Below are 18443 nucleotides of genomic sequence, written 5' to 3'. Positions count from 1 at the left end.
GGAGACCCGGACGCATGAGCGACGACGTCGAGCGGAACCGTAACGTCCTCGCCCTGCTCTGGGGCGAGCTCCGCATCCTGGCCGAGCCGGTGCTCGGCTCGTACGACCCGTGGCGGCGGGCCCGGCTGATGCGGGCGCTGGGCTGGGACCTGGAGGCGATCAGCGGGGTCGACGCGCACACGTTCGAGACGTGGGTCGGCACCGTCGGGACGGCGGTCGACACGCTGGACGCGGCGATCGCCGACGGCCTGCCCGACTCGCTGGCCGACCTCAAGAAGATCGCCACCGCGGCCGGCACCGCGTTCGGGCAGGTCGGCACGCTGCCCCCGACGCTGCGCGGGAAGCTGCCCCCGGTGGACGGCCTGCCCGAGGCGCTGGTCGACGACCTGGTCGACCACCTGATCCTGACCTACCTGCTGCGCCGGGCGCCCTGGACGGTGCCGCTGCTGACCCTCCTCGGCCTGGTCACCCCCGGCGTCGAGCTGCCGCCGAGCCCGCCGATGCCGGCCGGCGACGCGCCGATCCGGCTGCCCCGCCACCGCGACGAGCTGCACCTGGAGCGGCTCGTCGAGCTGGTCGCCGACCCCGGCGGGTACCTCAAGGACCTGTACGCGCCGGCCGGCTGGGGCACCCCGGAGGCCGTCGAGGCGCTGGCCGCGCGGCTGCTGCCCCGGCTGGCCGCGACGCTGCGCGCGTTCGGGGTGGACGCCGCGCACGGGGTGCGGCCGGGTATCGGCCCCGACCAGGGCGAGGCGGGGCTTCGGCTGGCGGACGGGCTGCTCCGGGTCCGGTTCGCCGTCGCGGGGCCGCCCGGCACCGGGGAGCCGGCCGTGCTCGCCGGACAGCCGGGACCGCGCCCCGCCCTGTCCGACATCCACGGCGTGCCGCACGCCGGCGCGGACGTCGACGCCGACCCGGACGCCCAGCTCCGCCTCGGCGTCACCCTCGCCCTGGCCTGCTGGGACGGCCTGCTCACCGGGATCGTCGCGCCCACGGGCGAGGCGCACCTCGAAGGCGCGTTCGGTCGCTGGAACGTCGCCGCCGACCTGGCCGGTGCCGGCCCGGCCATCGCGATCAACTCGGCCGGCGTGACGGTCGCCGGCGGCGGCCCGGCGGTGAAGTTCTCCGCCGAGGTCGCCAGGATCGCGCCCAAGGACGAGCCCGGCTGGGTCATCGGCGCGCCCGACGGCACGCACCTGGCCATCGGGCAGCTCGTGCTGCGCGGCCGGGCGGCGCTCGGCACCGGCCGCGACGACATCGAGCTGATGCTCGCCGCCGGCCGCGCCGAACTGGTGGTCAAGGCCGGCGACGGCGACGGGCTGCTGGCCCGGCTCCTGCCGGCCGACGGCCTGCGGTTCGGCTTCGACCTCGGCCTCGGCTGGTCGCTGCGGACCGGCCTGCACCTGTCCGGGGCCGCCGCGCTGACCGCCGAGTACCCGATGCACCTCTCGCTGGGCGGCGTACACCTGGAGGGGCTGCGGGTCGCGCTGGCGGCCAGCACGCACACCGCCAGCGTCGGCCTGACCGTCACCACCACCGTCCGGGCCGAGATCGGTCCGCTGCACGCGGTCGTGGAGAACATCGGCATCCGCGCCGACCTGACCTTCCCGCCCGCGTTGCCGGCCGGCACCGGCAACCTCGGCGGCGCCGACCTGGTGCCCCGCTTCAAGGCCCCCGACGGGGTGGGGCTGCGGATCGACAACGGCTTCGTCAACGGCGGCGGCTACCTGTTCATCGACGAGCCGCGCGGCATGTACGCCGGGGCGCTCCAGTTGGGCATCGCCGCCAAGGACGGGCTGTCGCCGATGCGGGGCTTCGTGCTCCAGGCCACCGCGATCCTCAACACCCGCAACCCGGACGGCAGCCGACTGGCCGAGGCCGACGGCGAGCACACCTTCTCGATGCTGGTCGTCGGCACCTTCCAGTGGTACCCGGGTCTGATGCTGTTCTGGGGCATCTCGATCACCGGCCTGGGCCTGGTGGTCGGGCACAACCGGCGCAGCAACCCCGAGGAGGTCCGCAACGCCGCCCGCGCCGGAACCCTGGACTCGCTGCTGTTCCCCGAGGACCCGGTGGGCCGCGCCCCGGCGGTGATCGCCACCCTCAGCCGGATCTTCCCGGTCGACCCCACCGGCACCGTGCTCGGCGCGATGGTCCGGCTGAACTTCCTCTCCGGCCAGATCGTCGCGGACCTGGCCGTGCTGGTCGAGTTCCCCGACCCGGTCCGGGTGCTGCTGCTCGGCAAGCTGGTCATCGACTTCCGGCCGGCCGGCCGGCTCCGGCTGGACTCGGTCGGCATCGTCGACGTCGCCCGCAAGGAGATCAGCCTCGACGCGGCCCTGATCGACTCCAACCTGTTCGGCCAGCCGGTCTCCGGCGAGATGGCCCTGCGGGCCCGGTGGGGCGGGGACAAGTCGTTCGCCCTGTCGATCGGCGGGTTCCACCCGAGGTTCTGCCCGCCAGCCGGCTTCCCGTCGCTCAAGCGGTTCGAGATCAAGCTGCTGAAGCTGGGCAAGGGGATCACGCTCAACGCGTACCTGGCGGTCACCAGCAACACCGCCCAGTTCGGCGCCGAACTGCTGATGCGCTTCGAGGCGGCCGGGTTCGTCCTCGACGGCCGGGCCTGGCTGGACGTGCTGTTCCAGTTCAAGCCGTTCTGGTTCACCGCCGAGATCGGCGCGTACGTCGCCCTGACCTACGACGGCACCGAGCTGCTGGTCATCCGGCTGTTCATCGGGGTGAGCGGTCCCGGCCCCTGGCGGGCCTGGGGCGAGGCGCGCATCAAGTTCCTGTGGTGGGAGGTGTCGGCCAAGCTCGACTGGACCGACGGGAAGAAGGCCGACCAGCCCGAACCCACCTACCTGAACGCCGCGGACCTGCTCCAGCCGGCCCTGTCCACCCCGGACGCCTGGGAGATCCGGGCCGCCGCCATCGGCTCGGAGCCGGTGGCCCTGCGGGCGGTCGAGGACGCCGGGGGAGCGCTGCTGCTCTCCCCGGGGGCCGCCCTCGGCGTACGCCAGAACGTCCTTCCCCTCGACGTCGAGTTGCAGCGGATCGGCACCTCCCGCCTCCGTGGCCCGAACCGGTTCACCCTCACCGAGGTCAGCGCCGGCACCGGCGACGACACGGTACGGGGCACTCTCGGCGCGCCGATCCTCGACGACTTCGCCCCCGGCCAGTTCCGCGACCTGACCCCCGAGCAGCGGGTGCTCACCCCCGGCTTCGAACGGCTGGAGGCCGGCCGCGAGGTGGCCCTGCCGGACGGCACCGCCCTGCCGGCGGACGGCAGCACCGTGTTCGCCGGGCTCGACGGCGACGGCGCCTACGACCGGGTGATCATCGACGACCCCGACGACGCCGGCCGGGAGATGCCGGCGGCGGCGCACCCGCTGTCGGCCGCCGACGCCGTACCGGGCGGGCTGCTGGCCCTGTTCGCCGCCACCGGCCCGGCCGCCAACGCCAGCGCCCGCACCAGCGGGGCGGCCCGGTTCACCGGCGCCGGCCTCGGCCTGCGCGACGCCGGGCCGTCCTGGCTGGCCGGCCGGGGCACCCCGCACCCCGCCGGCCGGCGGGGACGCCAGGCCCCCGCCCGGGTACGCCCACCGGTGACCGCCCTGCCCACCGCGACCCAGGCCGCCGAGGTGGCCCCCGGTGGCGACCGGGGCCGGCTGATCCGCCGGGCCGGCGTCCACGTGCCAGAACCGACCATTGCCCTGCCCGAACCCGAGAAGGTGTCCTGACATGGGTGGCCTCCGCTTCCTGCCCTGGGTACGCGACGGCGTCGCCCGGCTCGTCTCCGAACCCGACCCGCTCTCCGGTCCGCTGCCGGCCATCCGGTCCGAGGTGACGCTCTCGGTGACCGCGCGCGGCACCGGCCCCGCCGGGGTCGACCCGGTGGACGTCGTCGGCACCACCACCGCGCTGCTGCACGGACCTGGTGACGTGACCGGCCTCGACGGCCAGCAGGTCATCCGCAGCCACCCGGCGGCGGGCGCGGACAACGTCGACGGGACGCTGTTCGCGGCGGTCGAGTTCGACCGACCCGACCTGCCCTGGCTGTACACCCCGGCGAAGCCCGACCCGCAGGGCCGGCTGCGGCCCTGGCTGGTGCTCGTCGTCGTCCCGGTGGGCCCGCAGGGCCGGCTGGAGACGTCGGCGGGGCAACCGCTGGCCCGGCTGGGCACCATCGTCGGGCAGCTGCCCGACCTCGTCGAGTCCTGGGCCTGGGCGCACGCCCAGGTGCTGGTCGTCACGGAGAACGAGGACGTCGCCGACGTCATCGCCGACGCACCGGAACGCACCCTGTCCCGGCTGGTCTGCCCCCGGCGGCTGGACCCGGACACCGACTACCTGGCCGCCGTCGTGCCGGCCTTCGACGCCGGCGTGCGCGCCGGACTGGGCCGGCCGCTCGACGACGGCCCGCTGGTGCCGGCCTGGGGCCCCGGCTCCCCGGCGGCCGATCCGCAGGCCCCCATCGCCCTGCCGGTCTACCACCACTGGACCTTCCGCACCGGCCCGGACGGCGACTTCGAGTCGCTGGCCCGGCGGCTGCGCGGCCGGGCCCTGCCGGCGGACGTCGGCCGGCAGCCGGTGGACGTCGGCGCCGCCGGCGGCGGGCTGCCGGACCTTGAGCCCGCCGGCGTGGAGGGCCGCTCCGTGCTGGCCTTCGAGGGCGCGCTCGCCTCACCCGCGATGACCCCCACCGTCTGGCAGCCGGCCGCCGCCGGGCCCTGGCAGGCCCGGATGACCGAGCTGCTGGCGCACGTCGAGGACTGGCTCACCCCACCGCTGTACGGCGAGATCCACAGCAGGCAGGGGCAGGTGCCACCGCCGGGGAGCGAGCCGCGGTGGCTGGCCGGGCTGAACCTCGACCCGCGCTACCGGGCGGCGGCGGCGCTGGGCACCCGGGTGATCCAGAAACACCAGGAGGACCTGGCCGCCGCCGCCTGGCAGCGGGCCGCCGAGCTGCGCGAGGTCAACGAGCAACTGCTGCGCGGGCAGGCCGCCCGGGACAGCGCCGCCGCCCTGTTCGCCAAGCGGGTGGACCCGGCCGCGCCGGGGAACGCCCTCGGTGACGACCAGCTCGTCGCGCTGGCCCGGCCGGTGCACGACCTGGTCGCGGCCCCGGCCGCGACCGGGCTGGCCGGCTCCGGCGCAGCCCCGGTCGAGTCGTTGGACGAGCTGCTCGGCGGCAACGCCGGCGCCCGGGCGGCCACCAGCGCGCCGTTCCGCCGATTGGCCCGCCCGCGCGGTCCGCTGGCCCGCCGGTTGCGCCCCGCCGCGCCGTCGTCGTCGGCGCTGCTGCGGCTGGCCGGCGGGGCGAGCCCGGTGCCGCCGGCCCGGATCCCGGCCGGCGGCGTCGTCTTCGACACCCTGGTCCCGCCCGGGCAGGGCATCGCCCGGCTGACCCGGGCCGCCATCGAGGCGGCCGGCCGGAACCCGTGGTGGCACACCGTCGCCACCTGGGCCCCGGCGGCCTGGGCCCCGGCCGCGACGGACGATCCGGTCACCACGCTGGCCAGCAACGGCGGCGACCTGCTCGGCCCGGACCGGTTCTTCGTCGCCGCCGCCGACGGCCGGTTGTTCGAACGCCGCCGGCTCGACGGCGTCTGGACCTGGCGGGACCACGGCGCCCCGGCCGGTACCCAGGTCGTCACCTCCGGCGCCACCGTGGCCCCCGACCGGGTGTACGTGCGTACCCGCGACAGCCGGCTCTACGAGCGCCGCTACGACGGCGACCGCTGGGTGTGGACGGACTGCGGCAGCCCACCCGGCGGCACGGCGAGCCGGCCCACCGCCCGCGGCACCGACGTCTTCATGCTCGGCCCGAGCGGTGACCTGTACCGCTTCGGCACCGTGGCCCGGACCTGGGCGTCGCTGGGCCGCCCACAGCTCGCCACCGGGGAGCGGTTGTGGGGCTCACCGCGCCCGACCCCGGTCGGCGTGTTCGTGGCCACCACCGCCCAGCGGCTGTTCGTCCACAACGGGCAGTGGAGCCTGGTCGCCGACGGTCCCGGCCAGCCGCCGCCGATCTGGGGCTCCCCGGCGGCCTACCACACCTTCAGCCATCCCCTGGCCGACGGCTTCGGCTACCTCACCCCGACCGGCGAACTGGTCACCCGGGTGCCCGGCTGGGGCGGGTTCCTCAACCACGGCCGGGTCTCCTTCCGCGCGCCGCTGCCGCAGAACCTGCGGATCGTCTCGCTGGGCCAGCAGACCGTGGCCAGCGGCCACGACGAGGAGCCGGAGCTGCTCGTCCTGGCCCACCCCGAGGCCGACCCGGCAGACCTGCGGCTGTACGGCCGCTACCAGTGGCGCAACGACGAGACCGGGGTCTACTCCTGGTCCTGGGAGGAGATCGGCCGGCCGGCCAACGGGATCGCGGCGCACCGGCCCGGCCCGGTCACCGGTGACGACCGCGACGGGGAGGTCTTCGTCCGGACCGCCGACGGGCGGCTGGCCGCGTACTCCTGGGGCAACCGGGGCGGCGGGTGGGTCGACCACGGCACCCCGGCCGATCCCCGGGGCGCCGGCCCGGACACCGCCCCGGCCCCGGCCCACGTCCGCTTCGCGCCCCGGGTCGGCCTGCTCTCCTCGCTGCTGGTGTCGTACACGGTCGACGAGGGGTCCGGCAGCCGGATCCGCTCGCAGGCCGCCCACCACCTCGGCGAGGACGGCGTGCTGCGGGAGAACACCCTCACCGCGGCGGCGGCCGGACCGTTCACCGGCGTGCCCGCGGTGGCCACCGCGGTCACCGCCGCGCCGCTCACCGGCGGCCGGCCGGCGCAGCTGTTCGCGGTGGCGGTCCTGGCCGGCAACGTGGCCGGCACCCGGCGACTGGCCTACTGGGTGGGCAGCGGGATCGGCGCCGACGGCGCCGCCACCGGCGGCTGGGCCGGCCCGTACGACCTGCCCGACCCGGTCGGCGGGTACGCCGGCGCGCTCGACGTCACCGTCGCCGACCTGGACGGCGACGGGTCACCCGAACTCGTCGTCGGTTACGCCATCGACGGCCCCGACGCCGCCGCGAACCGGGTGTACTACCGGGTCGGCTGGGGGCTGGACGCGGCCGGCCGGGTCACCCGGGGCTGGACCGACTCGCTGCCCACCCCGTACACCTTCAAGGCGATCCGCTCGGTCAGCGTCGACGTGGTCGACATGACCGGCGACCAGGTGCCGGACCTGCTGGTCTTCGTGGCCGGCGAGAACACCGCCGGGCAGAAGGTGGCCCGGTACTTCACCGGACGGGGCGTCAACCGGCGCGGCCGGATCGCCGACGCCGGGTGGACCAGTCCGCTGCCGGTCGGCGGCGAGGCGGAGGTGGCCGCAGGCGTCGCCGCGGGGGTCGCGGTCGTCGACGTCAGCGGCACCCGCCGGCCCGACCTGGTGGTGGCGCACCGTTCCCGGGTCGGTGTGCTCACCACCAGGGTCGGCTTCGACCTGGACCCGGCCGGCGTGCCGGTGATCTGGAGTGCGCCGCAGGACATTCCCGGGGCGGCGGACGCGGCGGCCGGGCGGGGGTGCGGCCTGCTCGTCGCCGACCTGCGTGCCGACCTGGTGGCCGCCCGCGCCACGATGGGTGACCGGTTCATGGCCGCCGCCGCGAACCACCAGGACCGGTTGGCCCCGGCCCAGGCGTTGGCCGTCGACCCGAAGCCGCCGCAGGTGCCGCTCGGCCCGGCGGCCGGCGCGGTACGTGCCACGCTCCGCCCGGAGACCGCGGTCGCCGGCGAGGTGCTGGCCGGCCTGAGCGTCGGCGGTGAACTCCTGGTCGACGCGTTGCCGGACACCGGGGACCCGCTGCGCCGGCTGCTCGCCGGGATCACCTTCGACGTGCCCAGCTACGAACTGCTGCGCGGGCTGTCCCAGGAGCACGTGGTGCCGAACCTGCCGGCGGTGGCGCCGGAGACGATGACCGCGCTGGCCGCCAATCCCAGGTTCATCGAGGCGTTCCTGGTCGGGCTCAACCACGAGATGAGCCGGGAGATGCTGTGGCGCGGTTTCCCCGCCGACCCCCGGCAGACCTGGTTCCGGCAGTTCTGGGACGTTCGCGGCGCGGTGTCGGCCGGCGCTCCGCTGACCGACATACCGCCGCTGACCGACGCGGCCTGGCTCGCCGGCCCGCTCGGCAGCCACCTGACCGCGGTCGGCGCGCCCGACGAGCAGTCCCTGGTCCTGGTCATCCGGGGCGAGGTGCTGCGCCGCTTCCCGTCCACCGTGGTCACCATGCGCCGCGCCCGCTGGACCGGGCCGCAGCGGCGGGAACCGACCGGGGTGGACCTGCCGCCGATCTTCAACGCCTGGCTCTCCCCGGACCTGCTGCTGTTCGGCTTCCCGTACACCGCCGACCAGGCCCGTGGCGCGACCGACCAGGCGCTCGGCGATCCCGGCTACTTCTTCGTCCTGCGGGAGCAGCCCACCGCGCCCCGGTTCGGCCTGGACGCCGAGCCGGACGACTGGCCGGAGTCGGACCCGCCCGACACCCCCGCCTGGGCCGGCGAGCACTGGGACGACCTGCACTGGGGCCACCTGCCCGGTGGAGCGCGGTTCCTCTCCCCGTACGCGCCGGGCTTCCCGGGCACGGCGGTGGACGGCGCGGTGTTCGGCCGCAACGCCGCCGACATGGCCCGGGTGGCGCTGCAACGGCCCGTCATGCTCGCCCGCCACGCCAGTGACCTGCTGCTCACGCCGGAGACCCAACCATGACCGTCACCCCCCGCCGCTCAGCCGGCACCACCTCCGCCGCCCCGGCCGCCCCACCGCCGCTGTCCGACGCCCTCACCGGCACCCCGTGGACCCTGTCCACCGGGTACCCGGTGGCGCTGCTGCCGGTCCGGCTGGAGACCCGGTTCGCCGGTGCCACCCTGCGGATCAGGGTCTACCCCGACCAGATTCACATCGACGGCCACGAGCCCCGGCTGACCGACGACGAGGTGGCGGCCGGCCGGGCGTACTGGCTCGGCCCGACCGCCGACGGCGACCCGGCCCCGCCGGCACCGCTGGCGTCGACCGGCCCCGCCGGCCCGGCCGACGGTCCGCTGCGGGCCCCGCCCGGCGCGGAGGCCTGGACCGAGCTGGTCCGGCGGTTCGGGGCGACCCGGGCCGGCTGGATCGCCCGGGTGATGGAGCCCGACCCGGCCACCGGCGAGCTGCCCGATCCGCTGCGCCGGCCGGCGCCGTGGTGCGAAGCGGCCCGGGTCCGGCTGCTGCCGACCCGCTGGTACGCGGTGGGCCGCACGGCCGGCAACACGCTGTTCACCGGCGTCTCCGGGCCGGTCGCCCGCGACCTGGCCGCCGGGCCGACCCCGGTGCCGCCCGGGGGCCCGGCGCCCGGGGCCCCGATCGGGGCGGGCGCCGTCGAGTCGCCCCCGGTCGACGAGGGCATGCGCTGGATGGTCGACTACCCGGCCGCGGTGGCCGCCGGAATGGCCTTCGCCGTCGACGTACCCACCGACGGTGCCGGCCGGCCCCAACCCGTGGACCGCCTGCTGGTCTTCGGCGTCGACGCCGACACCGCGCCGGACATCTCCGCGGCGCGGCTGAACCGGCTGCTGGAGGCCCACGCCGCCACCGACGGGCTGGCCTTCCTGCCGCCGGGCACCCCGACCAACAACACCGAGACGGTCACCGTGGCCGAACGACCCCCGGTCGCCCCGATCACCGGCACGGACGCGGTACCCGGCGGCACCGGGCCGCAGGTCGAGAACGCCGCCGCCCTGGCCGGCCGGGCCCTGGCCGTGCCGCTCAGCGCCGTGCCGCTCAGCGCCGTGCCGCTCAGCGCCGTGCCGCTCAGCGCCGTGCCGCTCAGCGCCGTGCCGCTCAGCGCCGTGCCGCTCAGCGCCGTGCCGCTCAGCGCCGTGCCGCTCAGCGCCGTGCCGGCCGGGTCGACCCCGACCGTGGGCGCACCGCCCCAGCCGGCCGCCGAGGACCTGGCGACCGTCCGCCGCCGGGCGGTACGTCCCGACGCGCCGACCGCGCTGGCCCGCGCCGCCGCGGCCGACCGGGACGAACGCCGGCTGGCCCGACTGGTCCGCCGGGCCCTCTGGCCGGCCGGACCGGGCAGCATGCTGCGGCACCTGCTGCCGGTGGCCACCCCGGCCGAGCAGCGCAAGCTGCGCGCCCACTTCGTCGAGCACCTGCACCCGGAGGGGCCGTTGCCCACCCTGCGGATCGGCGCGCAGCCCTACGGACTGCTGCCGGTGGCGGCACTGCGCGGCTGGCAGCCGGCCAGCCCCGCCGAGGCACGCGCGGTCACCGTGCTGCGCAACCTCTGGCAGCAGGTCTGGCTGGCCACCCCGGCGCCCCGGATCCGGCCCGGGCTGGCCGACCCCGAGCAGACCATGGTGGAGATCCTGGCCACCGACGCCCGGGTGCTGGAGGTCCGGGCCCGCAGCATGCTCGGCAACGAGTACGTGAGCTGGCTGTGGCGCTTCGCCCGGCTCGACCTCGGCCCGGGCTGGCGGCAGCAGGTCGTCGAACCCGGCCGGGCGCTGCTGGCCGCGCTCGGCCTGGGCGGGCCGGTCGACCCCCGGTTGTCCCTGGCGGTCTTCGCCAAGGGCGCCTTCGCGCTGGGCACCCCGCTGGTGGCCGCACCCGGTCAGGACCGCGCCGCCCGGATCCGCGCCTACCTCGACGCGCTCGCCGCCGTGGGCCTGCGCGGCGACCAGATCCCGGCGGCACCCGCCTCGGCGGGGCCGGTGCCGCTGTTCCACCGGCTGCTGCGGGCAGCGCTGATCGCCGAACACTCGGCCGCCGCGGACCTGCTCGCCGGGGCTGCCGGGCTGCCGGCCGCCGCCGAGATCCCCGAGCCGGAACTGATCGACATCCGGCCGGGCGAGGTCACCCGGACGCTGCGCCGACGGCTGGCGGTCACCGTGCCCGGCACCGGCGGCAGGAGCGTGGGCGAGTACCTCGCCGCCGCGGCCGGGGACGACACCCGGCACCGGCTGGCAACCGCCGACCTGCGCGAACTACGCGACGCGCTGTCCGACCTGGCGACCGGGCTGGCCCCCACCGGAGACGACCCGGCCGCCCTCGACCCGGACGACCTGGACCGGTACGTCGCCGGGACGCTCGGGCTCACCGCCCACCGGCTGGACGCCTGGATCACCTCGCTGGCCAGCACCCGGCTGGACCGGCTGGCCGCCACCCGGCCGGCCGGGACGCCCGACGGGGTGCACGTCGGCGCGTACGGCTGGCTCACCGACCTGCACCCGGCGCCGCCGCCCACGCTGGTCGACCGCCCCGCACACGTGCCCGACACCGCCGCGCCCCCGCAGCTCGTGGCGGCCCCGGCCGGCGCCGGCCACGTACACGCCCCGTCGCCTGCGCAGGCGGTCACCGCCGCGGTGCTGCGCAGCGCGTGGCGCTCGCACGGCGGCGGCGACGACAACCCCGTCGCGGTCGACCTCTCCTCGCGCCGGGTCCGGCTGGCCGGGCAGCTCCTCGCCGGTATGCGCGACGGGCAGGCGCTGGGCGAACTGCTCGGCTACCGCTTCGAGCGCGGCCTGCATGATCACCCGGGCGGCCCGCTCGACCAGTACATCCCGCTGTTCCGCCGGCTGGCCCCGGTCCGCGCGCACCGGGTCGACCCGAACGGGGACGGCCCGCCGGACATCATCGGCACCGTCGCGTCCACCGCCGTGGCCGACGGGTTGGAGCTGCACCGGCTGCACCGGGCCGGCGCGCTCGCCACCGAGCTGGCGAAGCTGCCCGGCAGCGCCCGGATCGCCGTCGGTGAGGTGCTCGCGGAGCTGGCCGACCACGCCGACGCGGTGGCCGACGCCCTGCTCGCCGAGGGCGTGCACCAGCTCGCCGTGGGCGACATGGACCGCGCCGCCGCGGCGGTGGACGTCGCCTCCGGCGCGGCCGGCAGCCCGCCCGAGCTGCACTTCACCCGCACCCCGGCCAGCGGGGTGAGCGTCACCCACCGGGTCGCCGTGCTGTTCAACCTCGACGGCCGGTTCGCCGACCGGCGCTCGGACTGGCCGGCCGGCCAGTCCGCGCAGCCCCGGATCATCGGCGCCGCGGTCGACGCGCTGACCGCCGCGCTGCTGCCCCCCGCCAACCGGGTGTGCTGGCGGATGCGCTGGCACGCGCCGGACGGCGTCGTCGTCACCGACCACGTCGAGGGCAGCCTGGACCGCCTCCAGACGGCGGCGGTGGACCACCTCGCCGCGCCGCCGCATCCGGGGGCCCCGGCCGGCACCGACCTGGACCGACGGATCGAAATGGTCGCCTGGAGCCGCCTCGCGCCGTCCCAGGTGACCCCCGAGTGGCGGTTGGAGCTGGACTACGACCGGGCACCCGGCTGGCCGGCCTCCCGGGTCAGCCTGGCCGAGTTCCTCGCCGCGGTCGCGGCGCTGCGCGACCTGTTCGGCCGGGGCCGGCAACTGCTCGCCGCCGACCTGGGCACCGACTCCGACGCGCCGGCGCAGGTCGACGACGCCACCCGGAACCAGGCCACCGAGCTGTGGCAGATCGCCCTCGACACCGCCACCGGGCTGCGTGCCGCCGGCAGCCCGGACGACCCGGGCTGGAACGAGACCACCGTGCACACCCTGCTGCGGACGGCCGCCGGCTTCGGGATCGTCGGGGTGCTCCCGCCGCTGCCGGGGCCCGGCGCCGCCGCCACCGCGGCGGAGGCCGCCCGGTCCGCCGGGGACGAGCTGGCCCGCCGGGTCGCCGCGCACTGCCGGCTGGTGGCCGAGGCGCGCGGACGCACCCCGTGCCCGGTGGGCGGCTGCGTCTGCGACCCGGAGACCGACTTCGACGACCCGTCCGCGCCGCCGGCGGACCGGCGCGAGCTGCACGTTGCCCGGATCCGGGCGCTGCTCGGCGCCGACATGCCGGTGCTGTCGGCCAGCCGGGCCCCGGACCCGGCCGCGCTGACCACCGCGCTCGCCGCCAGCGACGCCCTCCAGGGCGGCTCGCCACACCCGGTACGGCGCTGGCTGGCCCGCTACGGCCGGGTCCGCCCGGCGGTGGGCCGGTTGCAGGAGGTGCTGACCTACGCCGACGCGCTCGGCGCGGGCGGGGTGGTGCGGGTGCCGGCGCGGGTCCGCGTCGCCCAGCTGCCGTACCAGGCCGGTGACCGGTGGGTGGGTGAGGCCGCGCCGCGGCCGGACAGCCAGCCGACCTCACTGGTCCTGGTCAGCCTCGGCGACCTCGACCTCACCCGGCCGGTGCACGGCCTGCTCGTCGACGAGTGGACCGAGGTGGTGCCGGCGGCCACGACGCGGACCGGGCTGACCTTCGAGTACGACGCGCCGGCCGCCGCCGCCGGCCAGGCGGTGCTGCTGGCGGTCAGCGCCGACGGTGCCGCGACCTGGCAGCCGGCGGGGCTCGCCCAGGCCGTCGAGGAGACCCTCGACCTGGCCGTCGCCCGGGTCACCGACCTCGACTCGCTCGGCGCCGGCGGGCAGTACCTGCCCGCGTTCTACCTGCCGACCAACGTCGCCGAGGCGGCGACCACCACCGACTTCGTACCGGACGCGGCACCCGTCGCACCGGGTGAGCAGGAGGGCCGATGAGCCACCTCGTGCACGACAACCAGGTGGCGCCGGGCGCCGGGCCGCCGGCCGCCGGCCCGAACGCGCCGCAGGACCCGCCGGCGTCGGTGACCACCTGGACCCGGCTGGAGCCGCGTACCCGGCGCGGCGACCTGAGCCCGGCGCTGGAGGCGCGCATCGCAGACCCGCTGTGGCTGCTCGCCCGGCAGTGGCAGCTCGGCGAGTTCACCGGCGAGGACGCCGGCTCGCCGGTGGTCGCCCGGGTGCACGCCGAGGTGACCCCGTTCACCCGGTACCGCCCGGGAGTCGCCTCGGGCAGCACCATCGGGCTGCCGTCCGGCATCCCGCTGGAGGCGCTCGTCGAGCGGGAAAGCGCGGCCACCGCCGACGACCTGCGCCTCTCGGCGGAGACCGGTCAGCAGTTCCTGCGGCTGCTGGCCGAGGCCGGCGCCGGTGAGCTGGGCCCGGCGCTCGCCGGCCGCTACCGGATCCCCGCGGCGCCTCCGGACGCCCCGTCGGCGGCCGACGCCGGCACGGTGGGCTACCTGCGAGTGGTCTCCGGTCGGGTGCCGCACGGCGACCTGCTGCTGCGCGCCTGCGCGGCCGGGACGGTCGAGGACGACCTGCCGGTGCCGCCGGCGCTGGCCGGCGCGCTGCGTGCCGCGATCACCGCCTGGCTGGCCTGGCTCGGGGTGCCGCCGCGCCCGCCCGGCCCGCCCGGGGGGTACCTGTTGCAGCTACCGGCGGTCATCGCGCCGGGGGTCGACCCCCGGCCGGACACGCCGCCGTGGCCACCGGCCGACTTCCACCCGCTGATCAGCGCGGCCGGGCTGGAGGGCACCGCCTGGCAGCGGGAGCGGATGGAGTACGAGTTCGCCGTCGGCGCCGCCGGATCGGCCGGTGAGCTGGTGCTCACCGCCCGGGAGTACGACGGTGACCGGCTGGACTGGTACCACTTCGACCACGCGCCGGTCGACACCCTGCAGGCGCAACCGGCCAGCCAGGAACTGGTCCGGATCACCCTGCCCACCCCGGTCGGCTACGCCGGGATGCCGGCCACCCGGTTCTGGGAGATGGAGGACTCCCGGATCAACCTGGGCCAGGTCGGGGCGGGTGCCGGGGACCTGGCCCGGATGTTCCTGCTCGAGTACGGCCTGGTCTACGCCAACGACCACTTCATCGTCCCGTTGGAGCTGCCGGTCGGCTCGGCCACCCGGATCCGGTCGCTGATCGTCACGGACACGTTCGGCACCCGGACCCTGGTGCCGGCCGCTCCCGACGGGCGGGGCTGGGCGTTGTTCCGGCCGTCCGGCGCCGTCACCGACGGGCCCGCCGACGTGCTCGTCCTGCCCGCGACGGCAGCCGCCACCCTGGACTCGGAGCCGGTCGAGGAGGTCCGGTTCGGCCGGGACGAGATGGCGAACCTGGTCTGGGCGATCGAGCGTACGGTGACCGGCGCGACCGGCCGGGCGATCGACCGGAGCGCGCAGGTCGCCCGGTCCGCCGTACCGGCCCGCCCGCCGGTGCCCGACCCGCCGCCGGTCGACCCGGCGACCGGCCGCCCCGTGGTCGTGCCCGAGCTGTCCTACGCCTTCGCCACCACCGTGCCGGAGAACTGGGTGCCGCTCGTGCCCACCCCGCTGGCCGGCGACCCGACCGCGGTGCGGCTGCGGCGGGTGCCGATCCAGCAGCCGACCCGCGACGGGCCGCCGGTCCCGGTGCTCGGGCACAGCCGGGTGCTCGACTGGCGGCCCGGCCCCGGCGGTGCCGGGGTGGTCGAACTGGCCGTGCCCGAGGAGGAGATCGGCCGCGCCGGGGTCCGGGTGCTGCGCCGGTGGCAGTTGGCCCGTGGCGTGGACGGTTCGGTGCACCTGTGGCTCGGCCGCTCCCGGCACGCCACCGGCGGTGACGTCTCCAGCGGCCTGCGCTACGACGCCGTGGAGCCCCGATGAGCCCTGCCGCCCAGCCCGTATCCACCGATCTCGAAACCGCGCGGAGAAACCGATGACGATCAACTGGAAGAACGACGTGCCGCTGCCGATGGCCCGGCCCCGGTACTACGACCACCAGTACCTGCGGGCCGCCGACCTGGCCCAGGCGGTGGACTACCTGCTGTCCCGCCAGCACCTCGCCGCCCGGCTGCGGCAGCCGGTCGGGGTGGTCAGCGGGCTGGAGCTCACCGCGACCGGGGGCGACGTCACGGTCACCGAGGGGGCGGCGGTCGACGCCGACGGGCTGCTCATCGTGGTGCCCGCCAGCCGCCGGGTGAGCCCGCCCGGCGACGGCACGTTCCACGTCACCCTGCGTTACCTGGAGACGCTGACCGACCGGCGTGACGAGGGCGGGGTGGCCGCCGAGACCCGGTGGACCGAGGAGGGTCGGGTGGAACTGACCAGTGCCCCGCCGGCCGACCCGGGGCGCGCGATCGTGCTCGGCCGGGTGGTCCGCAGCCAGGGCGTGGTGACCGTGCAGGCCACCGGTCGGCTGGTCGCCGGCCTGCGGGTGCCGGCCGGGGCGATCGTGCCGTCCGTCGGCAACTCGCCGCAGGCCGGCATCCAGTTCCCCGCCAACCCGGGGGGCGGGGTCGGCGACGAGGCGTTCATCCGCTACTGGGCGGCGGCCGGCGAGAACACCGTCCTGCGGATCGGCAACAACAACGACCCCGACGACGCGATCACCTTCCACCAGGCCGGCGCGGACCGGCTGCGGATCAGCCAGAGCATGCTGCACCTGGGCAGCCTCGACGGCACCGCCGTGCAGGCCGACCAGGTGGTTGGCAGCCTCGGCTTCTGGGGGCCCGGCGTCCAGCACGGGCAGCTCTCCTTCCGGGCCGGCCGTGGCTTCGAACTGGTCGACTCCAGCACGGTCACCCCCTCGTTGGGCTACCCGTTGCACAGCCGCGAGTACGCGGACCTGGAGGTGCGCGAACTGCGGGCCGCCCGGGTGCGCGGACGCGGCGGGCTGAACCTGCTCAGCGACGGCCAGGTGGCGGTCAGGGCCGGCGCCGGGCTGTTCGTGGTCAAGGAGGCCGGTTCCAGCGGGAACCTGACCGTGCAGGGGGCGCTCGGGGTGGGCGGGAACGTCAACCTACCCGCCTCGGGATATCTCGCCGGGGCCGGCCGGCTGCACCTGACCGGCCCGGAGCGGCTGTACCTGCTCAACACCCAGGGCGTGTACGTCGGGCACGGCGGCAGCTCCGAGCCGGACGCGGGCTGCCTGTGGGTGGAGAAGCGGGGCCTGTTCGGCGGTGACCTGCAGGTCAACGGCCGGCTCGGGGTGAAGACGAGCCCGAACTCGATTCCCGACTGGAGCGGCGGGGGCGTCAGCACCTTCGACCTGTTCGTCTCCGGGGCGATGTACGCCGGGCCGGCCGGCGGCCCGTACCCGATCTCGCTGGAGGCCGCCACCGGCAAGATCGTGGGCCGGACCAAGCAGTTCGTCATCGACCACCCGCTCGACGACCCGGCCGATCCGGACCGCCGGCTGCTGGTGCACGCCGCGCTGGAGGGCCCCGAGAACGGCGTCTACTACCGGGGCGAGGGTCGGCTCGTCGACGGGACCGCCACCGTCGACCTGCCCGAGTACTTCGAGGCGCTGACCCGGCTGGAGGGCCGCACCGTCCAACTCACCCCGGTCTTCGACGACGACGAGCCGGTGTCGCCGCTGGCGGCGTCCCGGGTCACCGCCGGCGAGTTCCGGGTCCGCACCGTCGACGGGTCGAAGGCGTCGCACGCCTTCTACTGGCAGGTCTCGGCGATCCGCGCGGACCTCGACCCGTTGGTGGCCGAGGTTCCCGCCGCCGCGCCGCACACCGTCCGGCCCGCCCCGGCCGCCACCGATCCGACGCCCGAGCAGGCGTCGGCGACCCCCACCGCCGCGTGACAACCCCACCGGCGATCAGCAGAGAGGAGCACGAGGTGGACGCGGTGATCGATCAGGTCGACGTCGATCGGACCCCGGAGGACGACGATCCGGGCAGCCGGATCGGGGAGGCGGTCGAGTACGACCTCTTCGCCGCCGAGGAGGAGCCGTCGCCGGAGCCACCCGGGCTCGTGGCGTACCACCTGGCGCCGACGCTGCGGCTGTTGCGCGACGAGATCGACCGGCGCTGGCCGCACCGGGACCGCGCCTCGGACGGCTGGATCGGCGACGCCGCCCACCAGGCCGGCACCTCCGACCACAACCCGGACGCGGACGACCGCTCGGTCAACGCGCTCGACGTCGACCGGGACGGCATCGACCCGCCGCTGGTGATCCGAAAGTGCATCGCGCACCCGTCCACCCAGTACGTGATCTTCAACCGGACGATCTGGAGCCGGACGCGGGGCTTCACCCCCGCCCGGTACACCGGCAGCAACCCGCACGACAAGCACCTGCACGTCAGCGTCGGCCACACCCCGTCGGCGGAGCGGAGCGACCGGAGCTGGGGGATCGTCACCGCGCCCGTGCCGAAGCTCGGCGACCGGGTGCTGCGGCGCGGCAGCCGGGGCAGCGACGTGCGCGAGTTGCAGACCGTCGCCGGCCGGCTGGGCGCCAAGCTGGCCGTCGACGGTGACTTCGGGGTCGCCACCGAGGCGTGGGTGCGTACCTTCCAGCAGGCCCGGAAGCTGGCGGTGGACGGCGTCGTCGGCCCGTGGACGGTCGCCGCGCTGCGCGAGGCCACCACGCCGCCCGCGCCGACGCCGACCGGGCGGGTGCCCGGCTCGCGCAGCCTGCGCCGGGGGACGAACGGCGACGACGTGGCCTTCGTCCAGCGGTTCGTGGGGGAGCGGCGGTGCGGCCGGGCGACCGGCGCCTTCGACGCGCGGACGGAGGCCGGCGTGCGCTGGTACCAGGGGATGCGCGGGATCACGGTCGACGGGGTCGTCGGCCCGCAGACCTGGCGGCAGATGCAGGTCAAGGTCGGCTACTGACCCTCGGACGGGTACGGCG

At 76.6% G+C, this 18443-nt stretch carries 6 protein-coding genes; 5 read left to right on the top strand and 1 reads right to left on the bottom strand.

From position 1 onward, the window contains the following. Positions 1–14 precede the first annotated feature (14 nt). A complete protein-coding gene (locus tag OG559_RS29655) occupies positions 15–3740 on the top strand; it encodes a DUF6603 domain-containing protein (protein ID WP_405109993.1) in 3726 nt (1241 codons plus the stop codon). 1 nt (position 3741) lies between these two features. Beyond that, on the top strand, positions 3742–8706 hold the full coding sequence (locus OG559_RS29650) for a hypothetical protein (protein WP_405109990.1): 4965 nt from the start codon (positions 3742–3744) through the stop codon (positions 8704–8706). A gap of 694 nt (positions 8707–9400) precedes the next feature. Here OG559_RS29650 and OG559_RS29645 read toward each other — a convergent pair. Continuing rightward, on the bottom strand, positions 9401–10066 hold the full coding sequence (locus tag OG559_RS29645) for a pentapeptide repeat-containing protein (protein WP_405117071.1): 666 nt from the start codon (positions 10064–10066) through the stop codon (positions 9401–9403). Between the two features lie 3462 nt (positions 10067–13528). On the opposite strand from OG559_RS29645, the gene OG559_RS29640 reads away from it, so the two are divergent. Genes OG559_RS29640 through OG559_RS29630 form a run of 3 tightly spaced genes read left to right on the top strand, consistent with a single transcriptional unit; the run spans position 13529 to position 18424 of the window. Next, the gene (locus OG559_RS29640) at positions 13529–15463 is read left to right on the top strand and encodes a hypothetical protein (RefSeq protein WP_405109987.1); all 1935 of its coding nucleotides are present in this window, start codon (positions 13529–13531) and stop codon (positions 15461–15463) included. Between the two features lie 52 nt (positions 15464–15515). Continuing rightward, positions 15516–17393, top strand: coding sequence for a hypothetical protein (locus OG559_RS29635; RefSeq protein WP_405109984.1), 1878 nt, complete (start codon positions 15516–15518; stop codon positions 17391–17393). A 35-nt stretch (positions 17394–17428) separates the two neighbouring features. Beyond that, a complete protein-coding gene (locus OG559_RS29630; protein ID WP_405109981.1) occupies positions 17429–18424 on the top strand; it encodes a peptidoglycan-binding protein in 996 nt (331 codons plus the stop codon). Positions 18425–18443: the final 19 nt, after the last annotated feature.

Source organism: Micromonospora sp. NBC_01405 (assembly GCF_045040155.1).
Lineage (GTDB): Bacteria > Actinomycetota > Actinomycetes > Mycobacteriales > Micromonosporaceae > Micromonospora.
Note: the sequence above shows the minus strand (reverse complement) of the source record. Positions and strands in the feature narration are given on the sequence as shown.

Excerpts from the sequence above, each read along its gene's own strand:
- OG559_RS29650 (WP_405109990.1), top strand. The coding sequence starts at position 3,742 with ATGGGTGGCCTCCGCTTCCTGCCCTGGGTACGCGACGGCGTCGCCCGG.
- OG559_RS29640 (WP_405109987.1), top strand. The coding sequence starts at position 13,529 with ATGAGCCACCTCGTGCACGACAACCAGGTGGCGCCGGGCGCCGGGCCG.
- OG559_RS29655 (WP_405109993.1), top strand. The coding sequence starts at position 15 with ATGAGCGACGACGTCGAGCGGAACCGTAACGTCCTCGCCCTGCTCTGG.
- OG559_RS29635 (WP_405109984.1), top strand. The coding sequence starts at position 15,516 with ATGACGATCAACTGGAAGAACGACGTGCCGCTGCCGATGGCCCGGCCC.
- OG559_RS29645 (WP_405117071.1), bottom strand. The coding sequence starts at position 10,066 with ATGCTGCCCGGTCCGGCCGGCCAGAGGGCCCGGCGGACCAGTCGGGCC.